Annotated in this window: 27 protein-coding genes; 9 read left to right on the forward strand and 18 right to left on the reverse strand. The window is 65.4% G+C overall.

What is annotated here, in order from left to right; genetic code table 11:
- Window positions 1-145: 145 nt before the first annotated feature.
- The 8 genes from ACH2A7_RS08550 to ACH2A7_RS08585 form a co-directional block, all read right to left on the reverse strand.
- Window positions 146-1,387, reverse strand: a complete 1,242-nt coding sequence (locus ACH2A7_RS08550; protein ID WP_394961377.1) for a PotD/PotF family extracellular solute-binding protein — start codon at window positions 1,385-1,387, stop codon at window positions 146-148.
- Between the two features lie 81 nt (window positions 1,388-1,468).
- On the reverse strand, window positions 1,469-2,305 hold the full coding sequence (locus tag ACH2A7_RS08555) for an ABC transporter permease (protein ID WP_394961378.1): 837 nt from the start codon (window positions 2,303-2,305) through the stop codon (window positions 1,469-1,471).
- Window positions 2,305-3,120, reverse strand: a complete 816-nt coding sequence (locus ACH2A7_RS08560) for an ABC transporter permease (RefSeq protein ID WP_394961379.1) — start codon at window positions 3,118-3,120, stop codon at window positions 2,305-2,307. Before ACH2A7_RS08560 ends, ACH2A7_RS08555 begins: the two co-directional genes overlap by 1 nt.
- A 3-nt stretch (window positions 3,121-3,123) precedes the next feature.
- The gene (gene potA / locus ACH2A7_RS08565) at window positions 3,124-4,164 is read right to left on the reverse strand and encodes a spermidine/putrescine ABC transporter ATP-binding protein (protein ID WP_394961380.1); all 1,041 of its coding nucleotides are present in this window, start codon (window positions 4,162-4,164) and stop codon (window positions 3,124-3,126) included.
- Window positions 4,165-4,517: 353 nt separating this feature from the next.
- The gene (gene larC, locus ACH2A7_RS08570) at window positions 4,518-5,870 is read right to left on the reverse strand and encodes a nickel pincer cofactor biosynthesis protein LarC (protein ID WP_394961381.1); all 1,353 of its coding nucleotides are present in this window, start codon (window positions 5,868-5,870) and stop codon (window positions 4,518-4,520) included.
- 4 nt (window positions 5,871-5,874) lie between these two features.
- The gene (larB, locus tag ACH2A7_RS08575; RefSeq protein WP_394961382.1) at window positions 5,875-6,636 is read right to left on the reverse strand and encodes a nickel pincer cofactor biosynthesis protein LarB; all 762 of its coding nucleotides are present in this window, start codon (window positions 6,634-6,636) and stop codon (window positions 5,875-5,877) included.
- A 3-nt stretch (window positions 6,637-6,639) separates the two neighbouring features.
- Entirely contained in the window at window positions 6,640-7,389 is a 750-nt protein-coding gene (locus ACH2A7_RS08580) for a TIGR00268 family protein (RefSeq protein WP_394961383.1), read from the reverse strand.
- A 223-nt stretch (window positions 7,390-7,612) separates the two neighbouring features.
- Window positions 7,613-7,993, reverse strand: coding sequence for a PH domain-containing protein (locus ACH2A7_RS08585; RefSeq protein WP_394961384.1), 381 nt, complete (start codon window positions 7,991-7,993; stop codon window positions 7,613-7,615).
- A 142-nt stretch (window positions 7,994-8,135) separates the two neighbouring features.
- Here ACH2A7_RS08585 and ACH2A7_RS08590 point away from each other — a divergent pair, with 142 nt between their 5' ends.
- Both ACH2A7_RS08590 and ACH2A7_RS08595 read left to right on the forward strand, forming a co-directional pair.
- Window positions 8,136-9,437, forward strand: a complete 1,302-nt coding sequence (locus ACH2A7_RS08590) for a galactokinase (RefSeq protein ID WP_394961385.1) — start codon at window positions 8,136-8,138, stop codon at window positions 9,435-9,437.
- A gap of 21 nt (window positions 9,438-9,458) precedes the next feature.
- The gene (locus ACH2A7_RS08595; RefSeq protein ID WP_394961386.1) at window positions 9,459-10,487 is read left to right on the forward strand and encodes an aldose epimerase family protein; all 1,029 of its coding nucleotides are present in this window, start codon (window positions 9,459-9,461) and stop codon (window positions 10,485-10,487) included.
- A 69-nt stretch (window positions 10,488-10,556) separates the two neighbouring features.
- Here the strand turns inward: ACH2A7_RS08595 and ACH2A7_RS08600 are convergent, their stop codons facing one another.
- From ACH2A7_RS08600 to ACH2A7_RS08620, 5 genes are read right to left on the reverse strand one after another with little or no spacing between them, the layout of a single operon-like run.
- The gene (locus ACH2A7_RS08600) at window positions 10,557-11,036 is read right to left on the reverse strand and encodes a YbaK/EbsC family protein (protein WP_394961387.1); all 480 of its coding nucleotides are present in this window, start codon (window positions 11,034-11,036) and stop codon (window positions 10,557-10,559) included.
- A 23-nt stretch (window positions 11,037-11,059) separates the two neighbouring features.
- A complete protein-coding gene (locus tag ACH2A7_RS08605) occupies window positions 11,060-11,998 on the reverse strand; it encodes a transketolase family protein (RefSeq protein ID WP_394961388.1) in 939 nt (312 codons plus the stop codon).
- Complete coding sequence (locus ACH2A7_RS08610; protein WP_394961389.1) at window positions 11,995-12,846, reverse strand: transketolase; 852 nt, start codon at window positions 12,844-12,846, stop codon at window positions 11,995-11,997. Before ACH2A7_RS08610 ends, ACH2A7_RS08605 begins: the two co-directional genes overlap by 4 nt.
- Before the next feature lies 1 nt (window position 12,847).
- Complete coding sequence (gene fsa, locus ACH2A7_RS08615; protein ID WP_394961391.1) at window positions 12,848-13,507, reverse strand: fructose-6-phosphate aldolase; 660 nt, start codon at window positions 13,505-13,507, stop codon at window positions 12,848-12,850.
- A 13-nt stretch (window positions 13,508-13,520) separates the two neighbouring features.
- A complete protein-coding gene (locus tag ACH2A7_RS08620; protein WP_394961392.1) occupies window positions 13,521-14,219 on the reverse strand; it encodes an L-ribulose-5-phosphate 4-epimerase in 699 nt (232 codons plus the stop codon).
- A gap of 221 nt (window positions 14,220-14,440) precedes the next feature.
- Between ACH2A7_RS08620 and ACH2A7_RS08625 the strand changes: the two genes are divergently transcribed.
- From ACH2A7_RS08625 to ACH2A7_RS08640, 4 genes are read left to right on the forward strand one after another with little or no spacing between them, the layout of a single operon-like run.
- Window positions 14,441-14,818 carry a hypothetical protein gene (locus ACH2A7_RS08625; RefSeq protein WP_394961393.1) on the forward strand — a complete coding sequence of 126 codons (378 nt, stop codon included), beginning with the start codon at window positions 14,441-14,443 and terminating at the stop codon, window positions 14,816-14,818.
- 37 nt (window positions 14,819-14,855) lie between these two features.
- Window positions 14,856-15,353: a hypothetical protein gene (locus tag ACH2A7_RS08630; RefSeq protein ID WP_394961394.1), complete on the forward strand. Its 498-nt coding sequence runs from the start codon at window positions 14,856-14,858 to the stop codon at window positions 15,351-15,353.
- Window positions 15,354-15,366: 13 nt separating this feature from the next.
- A complete protein-coding gene (locus tag ACH2A7_RS08635; RefSeq protein ID WP_394961395.1) occupies window positions 15,367-16,551 on the forward strand; it encodes an iron-containing alcohol dehydrogenase in 1,185 nt (394 codons plus the stop codon).
- 5 nt (window positions 16,552-16,556) lie between these two features.
- Entirely contained in the window at window positions 16,557-17,930 is a 1,374-nt protein-coding gene (locus tag ACH2A7_RS08640; RefSeq protein ID WP_394961416.1) for an aldehyde dehydrogenase, read from the forward strand.
- A gap of 59 nt (window positions 17,931-17,989) precedes the next feature.
- On the opposite strand, the gene ACH2A7_RS08645 is transcribed toward ACH2A7_RS08640, so the two are convergent.
- From ACH2A7_RS08645 to ACH2A7_RS08660, 4 genes are all read right to left on the reverse strand, one after another.
- A complete protein-coding gene (locus ACH2A7_RS08645) occupies window positions 17,990-19,273 on the reverse strand; it encodes a hypothetical protein (RefSeq protein ID WP_394961396.1) in 1,284 nt (427 codons plus the stop codon).
- 117 nt (window positions 19,274-19,390) lie between these two features.
- Window positions 19,391-20,074 carry a hypothetical protein gene (locus ACH2A7_RS08650; protein WP_394961397.1) on the reverse strand — a complete coding sequence of 228 codons (684 nt, stop codon included), beginning with the start codon at window positions 20,072-20,074 and terminating at the stop codon, window positions 19,391-19,393.
- On the reverse strand, window positions 20,071-21,477 hold the full coding sequence (locus ACH2A7_RS08655) for a sensor histidine kinase (RefSeq protein ID WP_394961399.1): 1,407 nt from the start codon (window positions 21,475-21,477) through the stop codon (window positions 20,071-20,073). The genes ACH2A7_RS08650 and ACH2A7_RS08655 overlap by 4 nt, the downstream gene beginning before the upstream one ends.
- Window positions 21,478-22,131, reverse strand: coding sequence for a response regulator transcription factor (locus ACH2A7_RS08660; RefSeq protein WP_394961401.1), 654 nt, complete (start codon window positions 22,129-22,131; stop codon window positions 21,478-21,480).
- A gap of 154 nt (window positions 22,132-22,285) precedes the next feature.
- On the opposite strand from ACH2A7_RS08660, the gene ACH2A7_RS08665 reads away from it, so the two are divergent.
- The 3 genes from ACH2A7_RS08665 to ACH2A7_RS08675 are packed head-to-tail and all read left to right on the forward strand — an operon-like array spanning window position 22,286 to window position 24,162.
- On the forward strand, window positions 22,286-22,660 hold the full coding sequence (locus tag ACH2A7_RS08665) for a GntR family transcriptional regulator (protein ID WP_394961403.1): 375 nt from the start codon (window positions 22,286-22,288) through the stop codon (window positions 22,658-22,660).
- A 3-nt stretch (window positions 22,661-22,663) separates the two neighbouring features.
- Complete coding sequence (locus ACH2A7_RS08670) at window positions 22,664-23,518, forward strand: ABC transporter ATP-binding protein (protein ID WP_394961404.1); 855 nt, start codon at window positions 22,664-22,666, stop codon at window positions 23,516-23,518.
- A complete protein-coding gene (locus ACH2A7_RS08675; RefSeq protein ID WP_394961405.1) occupies window positions 23,515-24,162 on the forward strand; it encodes an ABC-2 transporter permease in 648 nt (215 codons plus the stop codon). The genes ACH2A7_RS08670 and ACH2A7_RS08675 overlap by 4 nt, the downstream gene beginning before the upstream one ends.
- 48 nt (window positions 24,163-24,210) lie before the next feature.
- On the opposite strand, the gene ACH2A7_RS08680 is transcribed toward ACH2A7_RS08675, so the two are convergent.
- A complete protein-coding gene (locus ACH2A7_RS08680; protein WP_394961406.1) occupies window positions 24,211-25,005 on the reverse strand; it encodes a ZIP family metal transporter in 795 nt (264 codons plus the stop codon).
- Window positions 25,006-25,295: the final 290 nt, after the last annotated feature.

A 25,295-nucleotide genomic window follows, 5' to 3' on the forward strand; every position in this document is an offset into this window, starting at 1 on the left:
CGGCGTGCCGCGCGCCCCGAAGCCCGCGGGCCTTCCCCGCCCCATCGTTCCCCGCGGCCCGGTACACACGCTCTCCCTCAGCACGCAAAATCGCCCCCGCGGCCAACGGCCGCGGGGGCGATCCTCTTCTGTTTCAAAAAAGGGTTTAGTAATCCTCGCGCTGCTTCTTACGGCTGCGGGTCCAGAACAGCACCACGACCACGGCCACCGCCAGCACCAGCACCAGGGGGATCACCCAGCCGTTGCCGCCCTCGCTGTAGCTCTTCATGTCGCTCCAGGCCTTGTCCATGGCGGCGTTGATCTCGTCGGGCAGCACGGTGAACACCTCGGTGTTGGCCAGCACTTCCGCGCTGGGATAGGCCACCTCGCTGTACTTCAGGTCGTCGTCCAGCTGCTCCCACACCTCGGTGATGGGGGTGGAGTAGCCGATGTAGTCGCAGTTGGCCACGCCCACGCTGGTCTCGCACATGTAGTTGATGAACATCTCCGCGGCTTCCTTGTTCTTGCTGCCGGCGGGGATGCACATGGCGTCCACAAAGTAGTTGGTGCCCTCCTCGGGGATCACGAAGCCCAGGTCGGGGTTCTCGTCCATCATCACCAGGGCGTCGCCGGCGTAGTAGGGAGCCAGCGCGGCCTCGCCGCCCTCCATCTTGTCAAAGATCTCGTCCATCACATAGGCCTGCACCAGGCTCTTCTGGGCCTTCAGTTCCTCGGCGATGGTCTCCACCTCCTCCACGGTGGTGGGGTTCATGCTCATGCCCAGGCGCTTGGCGGCGATGGCGAAGGCGTCGCGGCTGTTGTTGAACATCAGGATGGAATTTTCATACCGCTCGTCCCACATGGCGTCCCAGCTGGTGGGGGTCTCCTCCACCATGGTCTTGTTGTACACAAGGCCCACCACGCCCCAGGTGTAGGGCACGCTGTACTCATCGTTCGGGTCGTAGGCCTGGCCCTTGTACTGGGCGCCGATCTTGGCCATGTTGGGAATGTTGTCGAAGTCCAGTTTCTCCAGCATACCCTCGTTGATCATCTTGCCGATCATGTAGTCGCTGGGGATGATCACGTCGTAGTCCGCGCCGCCGCTCTTCAGCTTGGCGTACAGGCTCTCGTTGGTGTCGTAGGTGGTGTAGTTCACCTCGATGCCGGTCAGGTCGGTGAAGGCGGACAGGATGTCCACGCTGTCATCGCTGCCGTCGGAGATGTACAGGCCCCAGTTGTAGACGTTCAGGGTGATGCCCTGGTCGGCAAGCCGGGTCCAGTCGTAGTCGGCGCTCACCGAGATGTCGTCGTTGACCACGATCATCTCCTCGTCCGCCGCGGCGGCGGGCATGGCCATAGCGCCCGCGCACAGCAGTACAGCGAGCAGGGTGCAGAACAGTTTTTTCATTGATTTCCTCCGTTCGCGGCGTTTTGCCGCTTATGATTTGCCCCGCGGCCACCCCGGCCGCCCCTCGGGCATTGTGTATTATCAGGACTTGCGCCGCTCCCGGCGTCCGTCCAGATAATTGTAGAAAAGGATGATGGCCAGGATCACCAGGAACATCACCGTGGAAAGGGCGTTGATCTCCGGGCTGACCTTCTTGCGGGTCATGCTGTAGATCACGATGGGCAGCGTCTGGGTGGTGCCGCTGGTGAAGTAGGAGATCAAAAAGTCATCGATGGAGTAGGTCAGGCAGATCAGGAAGGCGGAGAGGATGGCCGGGGCCAGTTCCGGCAGCACCACCTTGAAGAAGGCCTGCCGGGGATTGCAGCCCAGGTCCAGCGCCGCCTCGTACACCCGCACATCCAGCTGGCGGAGTTTGGGCGATACGTTGAAGATCACATAGGGCAGGCAGAAGGAGATGTGGGCAATGAGCAGGGTGGGCAGGCCGAAGATATTTTCCGGCAGGCTCCAGCCCAGGGTCTCGTTGGCCCAGGCGATGCCGTCCTTGGCCACCACGAAGAGCAGCATCAGCGAGACACCGGTGATGATCTCGGGGTTGACCACCGGCATGTAGCTGACGTTGTTCACCACCGCCTGACTGCGTTTGCCCATGGCGTTGATGCCGATGGCGGCGGCGGTGCCCACCACGGTGGCCACCACCGCGGCCACAAAGGCCACCACCAGGCTCAAGGCCAGCGCGTCCAGGATCATCTCGTTCTGGAACAGGCTCTTATACCATTTAAAGGTGAATCCGGTAAAGATGGTGCGGCTTTTGCTCTCGTTGAAGCTGAACACCGCCATCACGGCGATGGGCACATACATGAAGGAGAACAGCAGCACCAGATACACCCGCTGCAATGCGCGAAGATGAGACTGTTTCATCACATGACCCCCTCCACACCGTCTTTGTTGCCGCTGGTGTTGGTCAGGCTCATGCACAAAAGCACGATGACCATCAGCACCAGGCTCATGGCGCTGCCCAGGTTGTAGTTGTAGCTGTTGCCCAAAAACTGCAGCTCGATCAGATCGCCCACCAGCATGGTGTCGCCGCCGCCCAGCATGCGGCTGATGATGAAGGTGGACACGCTGGGCACAAACACCATGGTGATGCCGGTGGCGATGCCGGGCATGGCCAGGGGGATGAGCACCCGGCCCAGCACCCGGAAGATGTCGGCGCCCAGGTCCTGCGCCGCCTCGATGATGCTGGAATCGATCTTCACCATGGCGGTGTAGAGCGGCAGGATCATGTAGGGCAGGTAGTTGTACACCATGCCCAACACCACAGCCCCCTGGGTGTTGATCATCTCAAAGGGGCCGATGCCGAACAGGCCCAGGAAGCGGTTGATGAGGCCGTTGTTTTCGAGCAGGCTCATCCAGGCGTAGGTGCGCAGCAAAAAGTTCATCCACATGGGCAGGATCACCAGCATCTGCATCATCCGCTGGCTGGAAACGGGCAGCCGGCTGAGCCAGTAGCCCACCGGGAAGGCCAGCACCAGGCATACCACCGTGGCAATGGCGGCCAGCAGCAGGCTGCGCACGAACACGGTGGAGTAGTCGCCCAGGGCGGTGATATTTTCCAGCGTGAAAGCGCCGCTTTTGGTGGTGAAGGCAAAGTACACCACGATCAAAAGCGGCACGGCGATGAACACGGTCATCCAAACGAGATACGGAAAGGCGAGGCTCTTATTTTTCAGCATGGCTCATTCCTCCATGCGGGCCATGATGTGAATTTCATCCGGCCCGATGCGCATGCCGATCAGCTCCCCGGGGGCGCTGGCCTGGGTGGAGTGGATGATCCACTCGTAGCCGGCCTGCTCCACATGCATCTCGAAGTGCACCCCCTTGAAGATGACCTCCTTCACGATGCCGGTGAGCTGGCCCTGGATGGCGGGCACCACCTGGATGTCCTCGGGGCGCACCACCACCTGCACCGGCTGGTTGCGCTCAAAGCCCTTGTCCACGCAGGTGAACTCGCTGCCGGCGAACTCCACCCGGAAGTCCTTGAGCATGATGCCGTCCAGAATGTTGCTCTCGCCGATGAAGTCCGCCACGAAGGCGTTCTTCGGCTCGTTATAAATGTCTTCGGGGCTGCCGATCTGCTGGATGTCGCCGTCGTTCATCACCACCACGGTGTCGCTCATGGTCAGGGCTTCCTCCTGATCGTGGGTGACGTAGATAAAGGTGATGTCCATGGCCTGCTGCAGCCGTTTCAGTTCCAGCTGCATCTCCTTGCGCAGCTTCAGGTCCAGCGCGCCCAGCGGCTCGTCCAGCAAGAGCACCTTCGGGTGATTCACCAGGCCCCGGGCAATGGCCACCCGCTGCTGCTGGCCGCCGGAGAGCCGGTCGGTGTGGCGGCGCTCAAAGCCCTTGAGGCCCACCACTTCCAGCATCTCCAGCACCCGGGTGCGGATCTCCTTTTCCGGCAGCTTCTGCAGCCGCAGGCCGAAGGCCACGTTCTCGAACACGTTCAGGTGCGGGAACAGGGCATACTTCTGGAACACCGTGTTCACCTGCCGCTTGTAGGGCGGCAGGGCGGTGATGTCCTTGCCATTAAAAAAAACATTGCCCGACTTCGGCTGCACAAATCCACCGATGACCCGGAGCGTGGTGGTCTTGCCGCAGCCCGAGGGCCCCAGGAAGGTCACAAACTCCTTGTCGTGGATGTCCAGCGACAGGCCGGTCAGCACCGGCTCACCGTCAAAGTCGACAACAATGTTTTTCAGCGATACGATCTCATTCATTTTTCATGCATCCCCCTTTGCGGAATTTCCCGGGGCCAAAGCCGGCGGGTCAGCGCCAATTATATCGCCCCGCAAAAGGTTTGTTACACTGCCTGTGGGCCTTACAATCCGTTAGAGCCTCCTTGCCACGGCAGCTACAGCGATACATACAACGCCAATGTGTCTGGCGGGCACACTCCCGCCTTCAGATGCAACACACGATTGTTATTATACAGGCATACCCCCCTATGTCAATAGGTTTGCGCAAATTCTTTTGAAAAATGCCGGAATATATCCCACTGGGGCGTTATATTCCGGCATTTTTTCGATTTATTTTAAAATTTCCTTGCAAATGCTTTAAAAAACGCCGTCTCTCACCGTTTTTCAAAAGCGCGTCTGGCCGCCTCCAGCACCGTTTCCAGGGGCACGCCGGCGGCCGCCGCGGCGGCCGCCGCCTGGTCAAATTCCGCCTTGGCCTTGCCGGGCGAAGCCGGTGAAAACTTCACCTCCACCGGGCCGTAGGGGGTGTCCACCCGGCGGCACTCCCGGTGCTGCACCGTGCGCGCCATCTCACAGCGGCGCACCCCCCAGCTGGAGGTGTGGGCGAGCATCAGATCGCACAGGCGGTCCGCGTCGGCGGGGCGGCACAGGCAGCACAGCTTCACCGCCGGGCGGTTCTTCTTCATCTGGATGGCCTCGGTGTACACGTCCAGCGCGCCGGCGGCCAGCAGCATGCCGGCGGCGTAACCGATGGCCTCGCCGGTCATGTCGTCCAGGTTGCAGGCAAGTTCGCAGATGGTATCGGCGCTTTTGCCGTCCCCGCTCTCACCCCAGAAGGCCCGCACCACGTTGGCGCAGGCAAACTCCTTGTTGCCGGCGCCCACACCCACCTTCTCCACCGTCATGGCGGGCATCGGCCCGAAGGAGGAGGCAAAGGTGCGCAGCAGCGCCGCCCCGGTGGGGGTGCACAGCTCCGCCTGCACGCTGCCGCCGTAGCAGGGGATGCCCTGTACCAGCCAGGCGGTGGCGGGGGCGGGCACCGGCAGCACCCCGTGGGCACACCGCACCTGGCCGCCGCCCAGGTTCACCGGGCTGGCCGCGATGCGGTCGGGCGCCAGCCAGTCCAGCAGCAGGCACACCGCCGTCACGTCCGCCACCGCGTCCAGCGCCCCCACCTCGTGAAAGTGCACCAGTTCCACCGGCTGCCCGTGGGCGTGGGCCTCCGCCTGGGCGATGAGGCCGTACACCTCCATGGTCTTCTCCTTCACCGGCTGCGGCACCGGCAGCCCCTCCACGATGGCGCGGATATCCGCCAGGCTGGCATGGCGATGGCCGTGGGGGTGGCTGTGATCATGGCCGTGCTCATGGTCATGCTCGTGGTCGTGCTCATGCTCGTGGTCGTGGTCATGCGCGTGGTCCTGCCCGTGGTCATGATGGCCCGCATGGGCATCCTCATGCCCGTGGTCATGCGCGTGCGCATGAGCCCCGTCCGGCCCGGCGCAGGGCACATCGTGGCTGTGCTCCTCTGTGCCGTGGGCCAGCACGGTCATGTGCAGGCCCCGCACACCGCACCGCGCGGCGGGCTCGGCACTCACCTGCACGCCGGGGATGGCGTTCATCACCCGCAAAAATTCCCGCTGCCGTTCCTCCGGCAGCAGGTCCAGCAACGCGGCGGTGAGCATATCCCCCGCCGCGCCCATGTTGCACTCCAGATACAGCGTTTTCATGCCGTCAGTCCTCCTTCGCCATATGGTTGATCATGCTGGCAAGGTAGCCCGCGCCAAAGCCGTTGTCGATGTTCACCACGCTCACCCCGCTGGCGCAGGAGTTGAGCATCGAGAGCAGGGCGGACAGGCCGCCGAAGTTGGCCCCGTAGCCCACACTGGTGGGCACGGCGATCACCGGGCAGTCCACAAGGCCGCCCACCACGCTGGCAAGCGCCCCTTCCATGCCCGCCACGGCCACCACCACCTTGGCCTGCATCAGCACGTCCAGCCTTGCCAGCAGCCGGTGCAGCCCGGCCACCCCCACATCGTACACCCGTTCCACCCGGTTGCCCATGGCCAGGGCGGTGCGGGCGGCCTCCTCACACACAGCCATGTCGCTGGTGCCGCCGCTCACCACGGCGATGAGGCCCTTTGGGTCGTCGATGGGGGCCGGGTCGGCCAGACCGAATCGGGAGAGAGGGTCGTAGTCCAGCGGGATGCCCTCCCCCTTCACCGTTTCCGCCGCCTCGGCGCTCATGCGGGTGACGATGATGTTCTTCGACCCCCGCCCGGCCATGGCCCGCAGGATGCCCGCGATCTGCTCCGGGGTCTTGCCCGCGCCGTAAACCACTTCCTGAGCGCCCTGGCGCAGGCCCCGGTGGTGATCCACCTTGGCATAGCCCAGGTCCTCGAAGGGCTGCATCTTCATCCGGAGCAGGGCCTCTTTGGGGCTGGTGGTCCCCGCCTTCACCTGCTCCAGCAGCTCCAGCATCTCCTGCTGTTCCATCCCTCACTCCTCCTTCCGGGGCGCAAGGTCCAGCAGCACCCCGTCAAACCAGGGCGCCAGCGTCCCGGTGATCTCTTTGTGGCGGCGCGCCGCCTCCTCCAGCTGGCCGGCGGGCAACTGCAAACGGCCCAGCCGCCCCAGCACCCGCACCCGCAGATCGGAAAAGCCCATGGCCATCAGCGCGCCCTCCGCCTGTTCCACCCGGCCGAGGGTGTCGGCGTCCAGCGGCGTGCCGGTGGGCACCCGTGTGGCAAGGCAGGCATAGGCGGGCTTTTGGGCGGTGAACAGGCCCAGCTCGCCGCTCATGCGCCGCACGTCCGCCTTGGTCAGCCCGCACAGCCGCAGGGGGCTTGTCACCTTCAGTTCCGCCAGCGCCCGCATCCCGGGCCGGTCGGCTGCGTCGTCGCTGGCGTTGGTGCCGTCCCACACTTCAGCAAAGCCGTCCGCCGCGGCGGCCTTGACGAGCGCCGTGAAGATCATCTTCTTACAATAGTAGCAGCGCAGCGGCCCGTTGGCCCGCACCGGCTCCTCCTCCAGCGGCCGGGCCTCGATCACCCGCAATTCCACCCCCAGCTGGCTGGCCAGACGCTCGGCGTCCCGCCGCTCAAAGCGCGGCTGAAAGGCGCTGTCCACAAAATAGGGCTGCACCCGGCAGCCCGCCTTCACCGCCGCCGCCAGCAGCAGGGCCGAGTCCGTCCCGCCGGAAAAAGCCAGCGCGGCGCTTTTGCCCCACAAAAATTCGTTCAGTTCCATCCTCCGCACCTCACCTATCAAAAAAAGCCGCGAAAGCACCGCCCTGCGCCTTGCCGCGGGCCCGGACAAGGGGATGCGTCCCCCGGCCCGTGCCCGCCCGCTGGCGGGGCGAACTGCCTTCGTGGCATTCTCTCATGGTTTATGATCGTTGTCGCCGCGCCTTCCTGGCGCGGACTTATCACATTTTATTGTAGCACAAAGCCCGCCGGGTGTAAAGCGCGGTTCACAGCAGATCCTCGCCGTCGTCCTCGTCGGTCATGAACTCCCGGCCGCTCACCCGCTTGGCCATCCGCTCGGCCTCCACCAGGCCGGACAGCGTTTCCTTCACCTCGGCGGAACGAGGCACCCACTTGATGTCGAACTCGGGGGTGGATTTGTCCGCCGAGCAGCAATGGATGGTGCCCAGGCCGAACAGCCGCTGGAACAGCGAGCGTCGGAGGGTCATATCCATGATGCGGTAGAGGCGCACCTCCTCCTCTTTTGTGTTCAGGATGCCGGTCTGGATGAGCAGCTTTTCCTTTGTGAGGATGTACTTGGTAAAGGTCCAGGGCAGGCCGAAGGCGATGCGCTTGCGGTCCTGCCATACGACGCCGGGTCGCTCCATGGCGGTGCCTCCTATCTCATTCTTGTTTTCTTTATTATACAAGGCCCGGCTTTTCTTTACAAGAACCGTTTCCGGCCCTGTACGCGGCGTGCCTTTCATGGTATAATCCAGTTAAAACCGCCCGTGAAAGGGGTATGAACGAATGAGAAACGCACAGCAGCTCAAAGCAGACCTTTCCGCCGGCCGGTGGGACGCCGCCTTTGCCAGCCTTTACGGCTGCGCGGGGCGCTCCGCCGCCGACTGCCGCGCCCGTTACGCCCGCCTGGTGGAGGGCTACACCGCCGCCTTCGGCGACGAAAAGCGGGACTACGCCTTTTACTCCGCGCCCGGGCGCACCGAGTTGGGCGGCAACCACACCGACCACCAGCACGGCCGGGTGCTGGCCGCCAGCGTGGACCTGGACGTGATCGCCCTGGCCGCACCCAACGGCACCGACACGGTGCGGGTGCTCAGCGAAGGGTTTGAGATGGACGTGGTGGACCTGGCCCGCCTGGAGCCGGTGCCGGAGGAGACGGGCCATTCCGCCTCGCTGATCCGGGGCGTGTGCGCCGCCTTCGCCAAGAAGGGCTGGCCGCTGCGGGGTTTCGACGCATATACTACCTCAGCGGTGCTGAAGGGCAGCGGCCTCTCCAGTTCGGCGGCCTTTGAGGTTCTCATCGGCAACATTGCGAACCACCTGTTTGCCGGCAGCGCCGAGAGCCCGGTGACCATCGCCCAGATCGGCCAGTACGCCGAGAACGTCTTTTTTGACAAGCCCTCGGGCCTGCTGGACCAGATGGCCAGTTCGGTGGGCGGCGTGGTGGCCATGGACTTTGCCGACCCCGCCGCGCCGCTGGTGCGGCCCCTCACCCTGGACCTGGCGGGCCAGGGGTACGCGCTGTGTATCGTGGACACCGGCGCCGACCACGCGGACCTCACCGACGAGTACGCCGCCATCCCCGCCGAGATGAAGGCGGTGGCCGCCGCCTGCGGCGGCCAGGTGCTGCGGGACGTGCCCAAAGAGACCTTTTTCCAAAACCTGCCCGCCCTGCGCAGATCGCTGGGCGACCGGGCGCTGCTGCGGGCCTTCCACTTCTACGCCGACGACGAGCGGGCCGCCTTGCAGGCCAACGCGCTGGAGAACGGCGAGTTTGACCGCTTTTTGCAGCTGGTGAACGAGAGCGGCGTGTCCAGCTTTACCCTTTTGCAGAATGTGTTCTGCCGCTCCAAGCCCGCCGAGGAGCAGCCGGTGGCGCTGGCGCTGGCGCTGGCCGGCACCCTGCTGGAAGGGCGGGGCGTCTGCCGGGTGCACGGCGGCGGCTTTGCCGGCACCATCCAGGCCTACGTCCCGCTGGATTTTGTGGGCCAGTTCAAGGCCGGCATGGAGGCGCTGCTGGGCGAGGGGATGTGCCATGTGGTGTCCATCCGCCCGGTGGGCGGCGTCCATCTGGCCGAAGACGGCTGAGCGAAAGGGAGGTCTGTACCCATGTCTATGACGAAAGAGTTGTTTTTCACCCTGCCGGACGGAACTCCCGTTCACCGGTACACGCTGGCGAACGCACGCGTCTCCTTCTCGGTGCTGGACCGGGGCGCCACCCTGCAGCGGGTGGCGCTGCAAGGCCCCGGCGGCAAGCCGGTGGAGGTGCTGCTGCACTACGACGAACCCGCCGCCGTCCTCACCTGCCCGGACTATCTGGGTGCCTTTGTGGGCCGGGTGGCCAACCGCATCGCGGGGGGGCGCTTCACCCTGGACGGCAAGGAATACCAGTTGGCCTGCAACGATGGGGCGAACCATCTGCACGGCGGGGTGGACGGCTTTGACAAGCGGATGTTCCGTTTGGCGCGGGCGGAGGACGACCTGCTGGAACTGGCGCTCACCAGCCCCGACGGCGACCAGGGCTACCCCGGCAAGCTGGACCTGACGGTGCGCTGGACGCTGCTGGAAGACGGCTTCTCCCTGGAGTGGGAGGCCGCGGCGGACAAGCCCACCCCCGCCGCCTTCACCTGCCACGCCTACTGGAACCTGGCGGGCAGGGACGCCGGCCCCGATGCCATGCTGGCCCACCGGCTGCGCATTTTTGCCCACCGCTACACCCCGGTGGACGAAGACCTCATCCCCACCGGCGAACTGGCAAAGGTGGAGGGCACCCCCTTCGACTTCACCGATTTTCATCCCATCGGCGAGCGCATCGGGCAGGATTGCCCCCAGCTGGCCCTGGCCGGCGGTTACGACCACAACTTCGCGCTGGACGAGGCCGCCGGCCCCGACGGGCTGCGCCCCCTGGCCCAGGTGATGAGCCCCGCCACCGGTGTGGCCATGTCCATCGACACCACGCTGCCCGGCGTGCAGTTCTACTCGGGCAACGGGATGCAGGGGCATCCCCGCCGCAGCGGCTTCTGCCTGGAGCCCCAGACCTTCCCCGACGCGGTGAACCAGCCCGCCTTCGGCCAGGACGTCATCCTGCGCCCGGGTGAAACTCGGCGGGACGCGATCCGCTGGCGCTTTACCTTCTGACCCCTGCTTCAAAAAGGCCGCCCCCGCGCAAACGCGCGGGGGCGGCCTTTTTTGTTCGTTTCACGGGGTTCAGGCCGGGTCGTTCCAGCCCTTGCACACGTCCACCCAGCCCTTGGGGGCGGCGTACCGTTCCAGTTCCGGAATGGTCAGTTCGATGGCGCTGTTGGCACTGCCGCAGGCGGGAAACACCGTCTCAAAGCGCCTGAGCGACTCGTCCAGCCACACCTCCACGCCCTCGTTCACCGCGAAGGGGCAAACGCCCCCCACCGCGTGACCCACCAGTTCCACCGCCTGTTCCGGCGTGAGCATCTTGGCCTTGAGGCCGAACTGCGCCTTGAACTTGTGGTTGTCCACGCGGGCGTCGCCCGCGGCCACCACCAGCAGCGGCCCCGCCGGACCCATGAAGGAGAGGGTCTTGGCGATGCGTTTGCCCTCGCAGCCCAGCGCCAGGGCGGCCAGTTCCACCGTGGCGCTGGAGACGTCAAATTCCCGCACACGGTCCTCCAGGCCCACCGACTTGAAATATTCCTTCACCCGCTCAATGGACACGCTCGTCTCTCCTTTTCCCTTGTTTACAGTTCGCGGCAGGCCTTGGCGATGCCGGCGGCGTCCAGCCCGAACTGGGCCAGCAGCGCCTTGGCGGGACCGGAGTGGCCGAACTCGTCGTTCACGCCCACCCGCTTGACCTTGCAGGCCACGCCCGCCTCGGCGATGGCGGCGCACACCGCCTCGCCCAGGCCGCCGATGACGCTGTGCTCCTCGCAGGTGACCAGCTTGCCGCACTCGGCCGCGGCCTTCAGCACCAGCTCGGTGTCCAGGGGCTTGATGGTGCACAGGTTGATCACCCGGGCGTTCACCCCCTCGGCGGCCAGCTGCTCGGCGGCGGCCAGGGCCTCGGCGGTCATCAGGCCGGTGGCCAGGATGGCCACGTCGCTGCCCTGGCGCAGCACCTCGCCCTTGCCGATCTCGAACGTATAGGTCGCCTCGTCGTGGAACACCGGCACCGCCAGCCGCCCGAAGCGCAGGTAGACGGGGCCCTTGTACGCATAGGCCGCCCGCACCGCCGCCTTGGCCTCCACGTCGTCCGCCGGGCAGAGCACCACCATGCCGGGGATGGAGCGCATCAGCGCGAAATCCTCGCAGCACTGATGGGAAGCGCCGTCCTCGCCCACCGAGATGCCCCCGTGGGTGGCGCCGATCTTCACGTTCAGGTGGGGGTAGCCCACCGAGTTGCGCACCTGCTCAAAGGCGCGCCCCGCGGCGAACATGGCAAAGCTGGAGGCAAAGGGCACCAGCCCCATGGTGGACAGCCCCGCCGCCACGCCGATCATGTTCTGTTCGGCGATGCCGCAGTCGAAATGGCGCTCCGGGAACGCCTTTTTGAACACGCCGGTCTTGGTGGCGGCCGCCAGGTCCGCGTCCAGCACCACCAGGTCGTCATGCTCCTTGCCCAGTTCCACCAGCGCCGCGCCGTAGCTGTCGCGGGTGGCGATCATCTTTACTTCGCTCATACCGTCTCCCCCTCCAGTTCTTTCAGCGCCGCGGTCAGTTCCGCCATGCCCTGCTCATACTCCGCGTCGTTGGGGGCCTTGCCGTGCCAGCCCACGTTGTTCTCCATAAAGCTCACGCCCTTGCCCTTGGTGGTCTTGAGCAGGATGGCGCTGGGCCGCCCTTTTTCCGCCTTCGCGGCGGCGAACGCCGCTTCCAGGGCCTCAAAGTCATGCCCGTCGATCGCCTGCACAAAGAAGCCGAAGGCCTTGAACTTCTCGTCCACCGGAGCGGGGCTCATCACGTCGGCCACCGCGCCGTCGATCTGCAGACCGTTCAGATCGGCCAGCAGGCAGAGGTCGTCCAGCTTGTAGTGGGCGGCGAACATGGCCGCCTCCCACACTTCGCCCTCCTGCAGCTCGCCGTCGCCCAACAGGGTGTACACCCGCACATCCTGTTTTTTGTACTTCGCTCCCAGCGCCATGCCGCAGGCCGCCGAGACGCCCTGCCCCAGGCTGCCGGTGGACATATCCACCCCCGGCACCGTGTTCATGTTGGGATGGCCCTGCAGGTAGCTGTCGATGTGGCGCAGGGTGGGCAGGTCCTCCACCGGGAAAAACCCCTTCTGGGCCAGCACCGAGTAGAGCCCCGGCGCCGCGTGCCCCTTGGAGAGCACGAACCGGTCCCGGCCCTCCCAGTGGGGGTCCGCCGGGTCCACCCGCATCTCCTTGAAATACAGATAGGTCAGCACGTCAGCGGCGGAGAGACTGCCGCCGGGGTGGCCCGCCTTCGCCCCGTGGGTGGAGGTGAGCACCCCCATGCGCACCTTGCAGGCGATCTTTTTCAGTTCCAATTGTTCCTGTTTCGTCATATCATTCACCAAACACCTTTACATAGTCCGCCTTGAATTTCTCGATGCCCGCGTCGGTGAGCGGGTGTTTGGTCATCTGGTCGATGACCTTGTAGGGCACGGTGGCGATGTCCGCCCCCGCCAGGGCGCAGTCGGTCACATGGATGGGATTGCGCACGCTGGCGGCGATGATCTCGCAGTGCAGATCGGGGTAATTGTTGAAGATGGCGCTGATGGTCTGGATCAGGTCGATGCCCGGCTGGCTGATGTCATCGAGGCGCCCCAGGAAGGGGGACACATAGGCAGCCCCCGCCCGCGCCGCCAGCAGCGCCTGGTTGGCGGAGAAGATCAGGGTGCAGTTGGTGGGGATGCCCTCGGCACTAAGCACCTTGATGGCCTTCAGGCCCTCGGCGGTCATGGGGATCTTCACCACCATGTGTTTGGGGTCCAGGGCGTAGATGGCCCGGCCCTCGGCGATCATGCCCGCCGCGTCGGTGGTAGTGGCCTTCACCTCGCCGGAGATGGGCCCGTCCACGATGGACGCGATCTCGGCCAGCGTCTCGGCGTAGTCCCGTCCCTCCTTGGCGATGAGGCTGGGGTTGGTGGTGACGCCCGCGATGACGCCCATGTCGTTGGCCTTGCGGATCTCCTCCACATTGGCCGTGTCGATAAAGAACTTCATTTCCTCTACCTCCCTAAATATTTTGGCCGTAATAGGCGTTCGGTCCATGTTTGCGCAAAAAATGCTTTTCCACAAGATACCCGGGGGCAGGCGAGGCGTCCGGCTTCACCTGCCGGGTGTAGAGGGCCATTTTGGCCACCTCCTCCAGCACCGCCGCGTGATACACCGCCTCGGCAGCAGATTTGCCCCAGGCAAAGGGCCCGTGGCTGCGGCAGATGACGCCCGGCACATGGACCGGGTCGATGTGCCGGCCGCGGAAGGTCTCCACGATGACCCTGCCGGTGTTCCTCTCGTAGTCCTCGTCCAGCTCCTCTTTGGTCAGCCCGCGGGCGCAGGGCACCGGGCCGTAAAAGTAATCGGCGTGGGTGGTGCCGTAGCAGGGGATGTCCTCCCCCGCCTGGGCCCAGGCCACCGCGAAGGGGCTGTGGGTGTGCACGATGCCCCCCAGGGCGGCAAACGCCTTGTATAACTCCAGATGGGTCCTGGTGTCGCTGGAGGGATTCAGCTCTCCTTCCACCCGCCGCCCGTCCAGGGCGACCACCACCAGCTTGTCGGGGGTCAGCTCCTCATAGGCCACGCCGGAGGGCTTGATGACCACCAGCCCCTTCTCCCGGTCGATGCCGGACACATTGCCCCAGGTGTAGGTCACCAGCCCGCGCCGGGGCAGTTCCATATTTGCCTCCCAGACAGCCTTCTTCAGCGCTTCCAGCATCCGTCTCTTCAGCCCCCTTTTTTCGCCGCGCCGGCGGCGAAACGTTTTTCTCACCCTCTGATTGTATCACAGTTCCCCCGGCCCGTCCACACAAAATGCGGCCGTTTTCCCCCTTTCTCCCCGTGAAAAACTTAACTTCCGCCACCCGCTTTACACCCTTCGCGGGGCCATGGTATACTGAAGGCAAACTTGAGACTTTTTGCGGAAAGCGGGTGGTCGATGTGGACGCAAAACAGCTGGCGGGAAGGGGCTGCGGCAGGCGGTATGAAAAGGAATACCTCAACAAATACCGGGACTGCATGCTCTTTTACTGCGACGGAAAAGCGCGCTTCGAGCGCTACTGCTACGGCGAGGGCGCCTGTTTTGTGTTCGGCGTCTGGGCGGCGCTGGAGGCGGACGGCACGCTGCGCTATCGCCAGCCGCTGCCGCCCCTGGCCGCGGCCGCCGACCTGCCCCAAAGGCTCACCGCCGTCGAGGGGGACGTGCTCTATTTCGACAATGCCCGCTGGAAGTGGGAGCTCGCGGCGGACCTTGCGCTGGACAAAAAGAACGGCTATACCCGGCTGCGGATGCTTGCGCATCGGCTGACCGGCCGCTGAACGATTTTATCTCTTGGAAGCAAAGGAGGTCGTGTCCATGGGTGTCAAATTCCGGTATCGGCTGGCCGCCGGCGGCCGGCGCGCGGTGTGCCGGGTGGTGCTCTTTTTCTTGTTCCGCGCCTTAAACGCCCTCTCGGTGCGGGACAGCCGCGTCGCCGCCGAGATCGCCCCCTGGCCCGAAGAGCGGGTGCTGGGGCTGGAGATCCCCGGCGGGCCGGCGCTGTACATGGCCCGGCGGGGCAAACGCCTCGCCCGGCTGAAAGCCGGCGCCGCGCCGGACATCCTCATCCGCTTCAAAAGCGTCCGGGACGCCTTTTATGTTTTTACCGGGCAGATGGGGGTGGCCGCGGCCTATGCCCAGCACCGGTTCACCGTGCGGGGCAACGTGAGCGCGACCATGAGCTTTGTCCGCTGTGTGGACCTGGCGGAGGGGTATCTCTTCCCGCCCTTCTGGGCAAAATACATCCTGAAACAGCTGCCTGAAAAGCAGCTTGGCAGCCTGCGCCTTTATGCCGCGGTGCTGCTGGGCCGGTAAGGAGGTCGTTTTCATGCCGAGTTACTACGAGTTCAAGCTTCCCGCCAAGATCCTCTCGGGCGACGGCGCGCTGGAGCACATTCCGCATGAGCTGGAGGGCCTTGGCTGCAAGCGGCCTCTGCTGCTGAGCGACGAGGGCCTGGTCAGGGCCGGGGCGGTGGCCGTCGTGGAGGGGGCCATGGCCCAGGGCGGCGGCGCCTTCGCGGCGCAGTTCTGCCGCATCCCGCCGGACTCCTCCATCCAGACGGTGAACGAGATCGCCGCCTTCTACCGGGAGAAAAACTGCGACGGCCTGGTGGCGGTGGGCGGCGGCAGCGTCATCGACACCGCCAAGGGCGTGGGCATGGTGCTGGCCCAGGGCAGCGGCGATTTGCTGCAAAACGCCGGCTGCGAGGTGCTGGGCCGGGGCGCCCATGTGCCCTTCATCGCGGTGCCCACCACCGCCGGCACCGGCAGCGAGGCCACCCTGGTGGCCGTGGTGGCAAACCCGGAACAGCATGTGAAGATGGAGTTCATCAGCTACCACCTGCTGCCCGACGCGGCGGTGCTGGACGTGCGCATGACCTCGAGCCTGCCGCCCCGCATCACCGCTTCCACCGGCATGGACACCCTGTGCCACGCCATCGAGGCGGCCAGCTGCCTGCAGCGCAACCCGGTGAGCGACTCCTTTGCCGAAAAGGCCATAAGCCTGGTGATGAAGAACCTGCCCGCCGCGGTGAAGAACGGCCAGGACAAGGCCGCCCGCCTTGCCATGGCCAACGCAAGCCTTTTGGCGGGGGCGGCCTTCTCCAACAGCATGGTGGGCCTGGTGCACGCCATCGGTCATGCCCTGGGGGGCGTGTGCCGGGTGGCCCACGGCGACGCCATGACCATCCTGCTGCCGGCGGTGATGGAGTTCAACCTGGAAAAGTGCGGCGAGCGCTACGGCGAGTTGCTGCTGGCCCTCACCGGGCCGGAGGAGTACGCCGCCACCCCCGCCCCCGACCGGGCCGGCGCCGCCATCGCCGCGGTGGCAGCCCTGCGCGGGCGGCTGCACGAGGCCTGCGGCCTGCCCGTCACCCTGCGGGACACCGGCAGGGTGGAAAAGAGCGCCTTCGAGGCGGTGGCCCGCACCGCCCTGGACGATGGCGCCATGATCGTCAATCCCCGCCAGGCCGACTTTGAACAGGTCCTGGCCATTCTGGAGAAAGTGTGGTAAAAACCATGGAGATCGAACAGATCGTCAATCGTCAGCGAGAATATTTCGCCACCGGCAAGACCCGCCCGGTGGCGGCCCGCCTGGCCGCTTTGCGGCGGCTGCAGGCGAACATCCGCGCCCAGGAAAAGCAGCTGCAGGCCGCCATGAAGCAGGACCTGAACAAGAGCGGCTTTGAGAGTTATATGGCCGAGATCGGCATGGTGCTGGATGAGGTGGGCCACACCATCAAAAAGCTGCCCGCCTGGGCCAGGCCCAAGCACGCCCGCACCCCCATGTCCCAGTTCGCCGCCAAAAGTTTCATCCTGTCCGAGCCCTACGGCGTGGCGCTGGTGATGGCTCCCTGGAACTACCCGTTCCTGCTCAGCATGGACCCGGTCATCGGCGCGGTGGCGGCGGGCAACTGTGTCATCCTCAAGCCCAGCGCCTACGCCCCGGCCACCAGCGCGGCCATGGCAAAGCTCATCGCCGACACCTTCGACCCCGGCTGGGTCACGGTGGTGGAGGGCGGCCGCAAGGAGAACAGCGCCCTTCTGGACCAGCGCTTCGACTTCATCTTCTTTACCGGCGGCGTGACGGTGGGCAAGCTGGTGATGGAGAAAGCCAGCCACTGGCTGACCCCCGTCATTCTGGAACTGGGCGGCAAAAGCCCGGTGCTGGTGGATAAGACCGCCAACATCCCCCTCACCGCCCGGCGGCTGGCCTTCGGCAAGGTGCTCAACGCCGGCCAGACCTGCGTGGCGCCGGACTATGTTCTGGTGGACCGCACGGTGAAGGATCAGCTGGTGGAGGAATTGAAAAAACAGTTCGCCGCCATGCTGGGGCCGGACCCCTTGCACAACCCGGACTATGTGCGCATCATCAACCGCAAGCACTTCGAGCGGATCACCGGCCTGTTGGAGGGCGAAACCATCCTGGCGGGCGGCAACAGCCGGGCGGACGAGGTCTCCGGCTGGATCGAGCCCACCCTGGTGGAGGGCAGCGCCGACTGCAAGCCCATGCAGGAGGAGATCTTCGGGCCCATCCTGCCCATCATCCCGGTGGGCGACATGGACGAGGCCATCGCCTTTGTGAACGGGCGGGAGAAGCCGCTGGCGCTCTACCTCTTCACCCGGGACAAGGCCACCGAGGACAAGGTCCTCGCCCGGTGCAGTTTTGGCGGCGGGTGCGTCAACGACACCATCATCCACCTGGCCACACACGACATGGGCTTTGGCGGCGTGGGCCAGAGCGGCATGGGCAACTACCACGGCAAGCGCAGCTTCGACGCCTTCAGCCACGAGAAGAGCATCGTGAAGAAGGCCCTCTGGCTGGACCTGGCCATGCGGTATATGCCCTACACCGAAAAGAACGAGAAAATGGTGCGCAAGTTCCTGAAATAAGTTTTTTAAATGCACAGCGCCCCCGGGCCGCAGTTTCGCGGCCCGGGGGCGTTTTTTGTTCAGAATACGTCCCGGATGGGCTCCATCGAGTCCACCCCGGCGTAGTAGTCGGCTTTGGAGACCATGGCCATCAGACTTTCCGGCTTTCCCTCCCAGGCCGTGGAACAGACCACATAGAAATTGTCCGCGTTTTCCCCCAGAATGCGGGCCAGCGCGGTGCCCTGGCCCCCGTGATTGCGCAGGGTGATCTCGGTCAGTTCACCGCTTTGCAGGTCCAGCGCGAACAGGCACTCCTTCCAGGTATCGCTGTTGTCCGGCTCGGGCTTCCAGACAGTCTCCACCATCAGGCGGCCGTCCCGCACATAGGCCGTCTGGATGGTCTGCTCCGCCGGCCAGTTTTCGCCCAGGGCCGTGGTCCCGCCGGTGGCGAGGTCGGTCACTTCAAAGTTGCTCCGGCCCGCGCCGTGGCGGAGGAGTTTGCCGTCCCACACAAGGGCGAGGTCATACTCCTCCGCCGCCCACTGGGCCAGCGGGGTGTCCTCGCCGGTGCGGGGGTCCCAGGCGGCGAGGGTGGCGGTGGCGCGGTTCAGGATGTCCTGCTGCTGTTGCTCGTCCGCCGTCAGGTCGCCGGTGGCCTTGTAATACTCGTTCAGCAGAGCGTCGCCGTCGCTGGTGCGGTGCAGGATGCAGCCGCCCAGTGCCCCCACGGGTTGAAATCCCTCCGGCAGCGCCGCGCCGTACTCCACCGTGCCGGCGGCGGGGTCTACCCGGGCGGCCTTGCCCTCCACGGCGATCCACAGGCTGCCCTCCTCCTCGGCCATGGGGATGAGGGAGGTGTATTCCTGCACGCCGGACAGGACGTTCTTCCGCTCGCCCCCGCCCAGCGGCTGCGCGTCCAGCGACCAGGTGCCGTCCTGTTCCATACCGCCCTCCAGCAGCCAGTCGCCGGCCACCGCCAGTTCCCGCCAGCCTGCGCGCCAGGCGGGACAGCTCTCATCCCCGTGGGCGCAGCCCTCCACACCGCACAGCGGCGTGCGAGTGCGGGCGGCGTAGTCGATGCGGCAGAGCAGGAAGTGCTCGCCCTGGCCCACACATTCATAAAATCCGCTGTCGGTCTCCGCCGCCGGCGTGCCCATGTAGGCCCGCGCCACCGTGCTGGTGAGGGTATGTTCCCCGTCCAGCAGCTTTTCCACGGTGCTCCCGTTTGTCTGGGTCGCGCTTTCGCTCGCCGGCGGGGCGGATGCGCTCTGCCCCGTCTCCTGCCCCGCGCAGCCTGCCAGCAAAAACGCCACCAGCGCCACGCCCAGGGCAGCGCGGGTGGTTCGCTTCAAAAACCGTTCCATTGTTGAACAGCCTCCTTTTTCCGGCAGGGCGGTTGCCGCCTCTGCCTTGATACTGCCCTCATTGTAGCCCCCACTTTTATCCAACTTGCAGCCGGATCGTTTCCCCGGGGGCATTTTTCAGGAAAAAGAGGCCGCTTCCAGCAAAAATGTCTCGTGGGCGGCGCAAATCTGCAGCCGCAGCCGCCCCTGCTGGGAGCGCAGTTCCGTCGCCCCGGCCTGTACCGTTTCCGCCTCTTCCCAGTCGGGCAGCGCGTCCACCCCCAGCAGGGCGCGCCACTCCTCCAGCAGCGCCAGCGGGTCGGCGGGCGCGTCCGCCGGCCCGTACACCGCCAGCCGAACGGGCAGGCCGGTCACCGGTTCGGTGATGAGGTACACATCCCCCAGCCGCACCCGCACAAAACCCATCTCGTCCCGCCAGGCCTGGCCCAGGTCGCTCATCGCCAGCGCCTCGCCCAGCACCCGCCGGGTCTCGCCGCTCAGATGTTCCATGCCGGACAGTTCCAGCAGCGTTTGCCGGGCGTTCTCCGCCGCCGCTTTGGCCGCTTCTTCCTCAAGGGGTTCCCAGCCCTCGCTCCAGCCGCCCAGCAGCGTCTCCCGCTCGTAAAGCTGGCTCACAAAGTCGTTCTCCCGCGCCGCGGCGCTCAACGCCAGGTCGGTGGCCGGGCGGGGCCGGGGCGCGGCGAACAACTCCCGGTCATAGGCCCCGCACACCGCCGCCGGCAGAGCCATGCTGCCCGCCGCCACCGCCAGCACCAGCAGCCAGAGGGCGGTGTTTTTCAGCCGGCATTTTACCTGTTTCACGCCCTCGCCTCCTTCAGTTCAAACCGCACAGCGGTGCCTTTTCCCGCTTCGCTCTCAATGGCAAGCTTGCCGCCATGGAGCCGGGCGATGCGCTCGCAGAGGGCAAGGCCGAACCCGCTGCCGTTCTGCGCCCGGGCGCGGGAGCGATCCACCATATAAAAGGGCTCCGTCACCCGGGCCAGCTCCTCTTGCGGGATGCCCCGGCCTTTGTCCCGCACCGTCAGCGTCACCCTGCCCTCTTGGGCCCGGGCGGTCAGGGTCACCTTGCCGTCCGCCGGGTCGGCCTTTTCCGCGTTGCTCACAAGATTCTGCACCAGCGCCAGCAACAAATCCGGCTGGGCCAGCACCGCAAGGCCCTCAAAGCCCTCGAATACCAGTTCCGTTTTGGCCTCGGGCGGGCGGATGCGCCGCAGCCGGGCCTCCAGGACTTTCAGTTCCAGCGGTTCCAGCGCCAGTTCACCGGTGTGCTCCAACTCCATGAACACCATCAGCTTTTGGCTCAACGCCTCCAGCCGCTTTGTCTCGTGATAGATGTAGTCCGCCGCCTTTTTGCGGGCCTCGGGCGGCAGTTCACCGGTGCGCAGCAGCGAGGCATACCCCATCATGCTGGTGATGGGAGTCTTGAGTTCGTGGGTGAAGGCCGCCACAAAGTCGTCCCGCTGGCGCACCGACAGGTCCAGCTGCTCCACCTTCTGCTGCACCGCCCGGGCCATTTGGTCGAAACTGCGGCTCAGGTCCGCCAGTTCGTCCTCCCCCTTCAGCGCGGTGCGCTCATCGTAAGCCCCGGCGGCGATGCGCCGGGCAGCCTCCTCCAGCCGGGCCACCGGCCGGGTGAGCATCCGGCTCATCCACAGCACCAGCACCACCAGCGCCGCGAAGGCCGCTCCCTCCACCCGGGCAAAGCCCCGCAACAGCGCCTCCCGCGCTTCAAAGAGGCCGGTCACGTCATAGGCGTTCAGCACCCAGGCGCTCCCCGCCGCCTGCTCCACCTTGGTGGCGTACAGCTGAAACACCCCTTCCCCGGTGTCCAGATAGGTCACGGCGGCGTCTCCCGCCGCCAGCGCCGCCCGCTGGTCGTCGGCTGTCACCGCCTCGGGCAGGCTGGACCAGACGGCAAACCCGCTGCCGTTGTAGAGGGCCATCCACTCGCCGCCGGTGCCGCCGTAGCTTTGCAGCCGCCGGCCGTACTCCTTCAGGCGGACCGCGTCAAAGGGCTCGTCCCCCGTCTCCATCAGCGCCAGCTTCACACCGTAGGCGTCCCGCTGGTGGTGGGCCTCGTTCTGCCGCTGGGCCGCCGCCAGCTGGCTGTCAAAGCTGCTGCGCACCAGCCAGGCCGCCCCCGCGTTCAGCACCACCGCCAGCAGCGCCAGCATCGCCAGCGCCAGCTTGTGAGAAAACTTCATTCACTCCGCCTCCAGCATATACCCGATCTTGTACACCGTGCGGATCTCCCTTTGCAGGCCCAGCTTTTTGCGCAGCCGCTGGATGTGCAGGTCCAGCGTGCGGGTGTCGTCCTCGGCGATATCCCCCCACACCCGCTCGTACATCACGTCCCGGTAGAGCGCCAGGCCCCGGTTGCGCACCAGCAGCAAAAACAGGTCGAACTCCCGGGGCGTCAGCGCCACCGGCTCGCCCTCCCGTTTCACCGTGCGCCCCGCCGGGTCCACCTCCAGCCCGAACACCCGCAGCGTGCCCAGCCGCCCGGTGCGGCGCAGCACCGCCTCCGCCCGGGCGATCAGCTCCATCGGCTCAAAGGGCTTCACGATGTAGTCGTCCGCCCCCAGGCGCAGCCCCCGCACCCGGTCCGCCAGCTCTCCCTTGGCCGTGAGAAAGATCACCGGCGTGCCGGCGGGCTGCAGGTATTCCATCAATTCAAACCCGCTGAGCCCGGGCAGCATCACGTCCAGCAGCACCAGGTCGTACCGCTTTTTCTCGATCCGATCCGCCGCCGCGTCACCGCTGGCCGCCGTCTCGCACCGGTGGCCCACCTGGGTCAGCGTCAGTTCGATCAGGTCGGCGATGGCCCGCTCATCGTCCACGATCAAAATGTCCGCCATGTTCTCTCCCCCTTTTTGTCTAAAGTATACCGCGGTTGTATCCGGGGCGTATCCGCCCGCAAAAATTTTCCTCTTGACAACTGTGTATACTGTGTATATACTGTATATGTCGGATATGTACAGCCCGATAAATTCAAGGAAACGGAGAACACTGATGGAGATCTACATCAGCAATTCCGGCGCCAAACCCATTTACGAACAGATCACCGACCAGATCAAGGCCGCCATCCTCGCCGGCAGGCTGGCCCAGGGCGAGCCCCTGCCCAGCATCCGTTTTCTGGCGAAGGAGCTGGGCATCAGCGTCATCACCACCAAGCGGGCCTACGAGGAGCTGGAGGCCGCGGGCTTCATCCACACCCTGCCGGGCAAGGGCAGTTTTGTGGCGGCGGCCGATCCCCAGCTGCACCGGGAGGCCACCCTCAAAAAGGTGGAGGAGTTGCTGGGGCAGGCGCTGGACGTGGCGGCGGCGGGCGGTGTGAGCCGTTCGGAGGTGCTGGAAACACTCAAACTGCTGTCAGAGGGAGAATGAACCATGGAAAATGCCATTGAGGTGCGCGGCCTGTGCAAGCGTTACCCCGACTTCCAGCTGCAAGACGTCAGCTTTACCGTGCCCGCCGGGAGCATCGTGGGCTTCATCGGCGAGAACGGCGCGGGCAAGACCACCACCATGCGGGCCATTCTGGGCACCCTGCGCCCGGACGGCGGCTCCGTCACCGTGCTGGGCAAGCCCGCCGGCGACACAAAGACTCTGGCGCAGGTGGGCGCGGTGTTTGAGGAGGCCTTTTTCTACGAGGTGCTCAGCCCCGCGGAGGTGGGCGCCTGCCTCGCGTCGCTGCAGCCCGGGTTTGACAGGGGTTATTACCGGCAGCTGCTGGACCGGTTCGACCTGCCTCCCGCCAAAAAGATCAAGGACCTGAGCCGCGGCATGCGGATGAAACTGCGGCTGGCGGCGGCGCTGGCCCACCATCCGAAATTGCTGCTGCTGGACGAGGCCACCAGCGGCCTGGACCCGGTGATGCGGGCGGAGATCCTGGATCTCTTGCGGGATTTCATCCAGGACGCGGAGAACAGCGTGCTGCTGAGCAGCCACATCACCGCCGATCTGGAAAAAGCGGCGGACTACATCGTCTACATCCAGAAGGGGCGCATCCTCTTTGAAAAGGAGACCGACCTGCTGCTGGAGGAGTACGGCATCCTGCGGGCGGGAGCGGACGCGCTGGCGGCGCTGCCCGATGATCTGGTGGTGGCAGCGCGCGCCAACGCCTTCGGCCGGGCGGCCCTCGTGCGGGACCGCCGCCTGGCGGCGGCGCTGGTGCCCGGCGCGGTGCTGGACAAACCCACCCTGGACGACATCATGCAGTTTTATTCGGAAAGGAGCGCCCAATGATCGGCCTTTTGAAAAAGGACCTGTTTATTCTGCGAAAGGTCTACATGAAAAATTTCTTTCTGGTGCTGGCGCTCTACACCGTGCTCGGTGTGGCGCTGAAGATGAACAGCTTCTTCACCCTGATGAGCTGGATGTACGGCTTTTATGTGGTGAGCCTGTTCAGCGTGGACAACGCCTGTCACTGGGATTTCTACGCCGCCACCCTGCCGGTGAGCCGCAAGACCGTGGTGAGCGCCAAGTTCCTGCTGCTGGGCCTGTGCATCGCCGCTGGCTTTGTTTACAGCCTGATCATGGCTCCGGTGGCGCACCTGCTGACCGGCGAGCCCATTACCGAGAGCATCCTGGCCAGCCTTCTGGTGACCCTGATCCTGGTCATCTACTTTGCGATGACCATCCCCCTCACCTATGCCTTCGGGCCGGACAAAGCCCGCAGCGCCATGCTGTTGCTGATGGGCCTTGCCGGCGGCGGCATCCTCGCCGCCGCCAGCCTGGGCGGTGGCGCCGGTGCTGTTTTGATGGCCCTGTTCGGCTGGATGGAGACTTCCCCTGTCCCCGGCTTCGCCATCGTCTCCGCCGCGGCGGCGGCGATGTGCGTTGTCTGCTGGCTCATCAGCTGCCGCATCTACGAAAGAAAAGAGTTTTAACGCGCAGAGCGCCGCCTGCCGGAGGCAGGCGGCGCGCCTTTTTTCGTTTCAGCCCAAAGCCACGTCCAGCAGCATCATCACCAGAAACCCCAGCATCACGCTGGAGGTGCCCACATGGGAGTGCTCGCCCAGATGGGCCTCGGGGATGAGTTCCTCCACCACCACATAGATCATGGCCCCGGCGGCGAAGGCCAGCACCCAGGGCATCATGCCCTCCACGCTGCCCGCCGCCAGCACCGTGGCGAGGCCGAACACCGGCTCCACCACGCCGGAGAGTGCCCCGCACACAAAGGCCTTGCCCCGGCTCACCCCCTGTCCCCGTAGCGGCAGGCTGATGGCCGCCCCCTCGGGGAAGTTTTGCAGCCCCATGCCGATGGCCAGCGCCACCGCACCGGGCAGGGCCGCCGCGCCGCCGTCCCGGGCGGCCACCGCGAAGGCCAGGCCCACGGCCATGCCCTCGGGGATGTTGTGCAGCGTCACCGCCAGCACCACCATGGTGGTGCGCTTGAGCCGGGCGGGCAGGCCCTCCGGCTCATCGCTGCCGATATGCAGGTGAGGCAGCAAACGATCCAGCAGCATCAAAAAGACGCCGCCCAGCACAAAGCCGCCCCCGGCGGCCAGCAGGGCGCTCTGGCCCTGCTGCTGGGCCATCTCCATGGCGGGGATCAGCAGCGACCACACCGACGCGGCGATCATCACCCCGGCGGCAAAGCCCAAAAAGGCCCGCTGCAGCCCTGCGCCCATATCTTTTTTGAACAGAAACACGGTGGCGGCCCCCAGCACGGTGGCAAGGCAGGTGGCCCCGGTGCCCAGCAGGGCAAAATACAATTCACGCTGTACCATGCGTTTTCTCCTTCATGCCGCGTCGCGCCGCGGTTTTTGCCCGCCGCCCGCGCCCCGCGAGAAGGGCGGGCGGCGCTGCTTTCACTATACACTACCCGGCCGTGCATTTCAACTTGATTTGCCACCCAAAAGCAGGTATAATAGGAAAGCATCCTTTTGTCTCTGTAGCTCAGATGGATAGAGCGTTCGCCTCCTAAGCGGCAGTTCGTTCGAGTCCGTGGGCGGAGGAAAATTGAATATTTTTGATATATGTCCCAGTAGCTCAGTTGGATAGAGCACGAGCCTCCTAA

It is taken from the genome of Candidatus Allofournierella merdavium, assembly GCF_944382735.1.
GTDB lineage: Bacteria > Bacillota > Clostridia > Oscillospirales > Ruminococcaceae > Allofournierella_A > Allofournierella_A merdavium.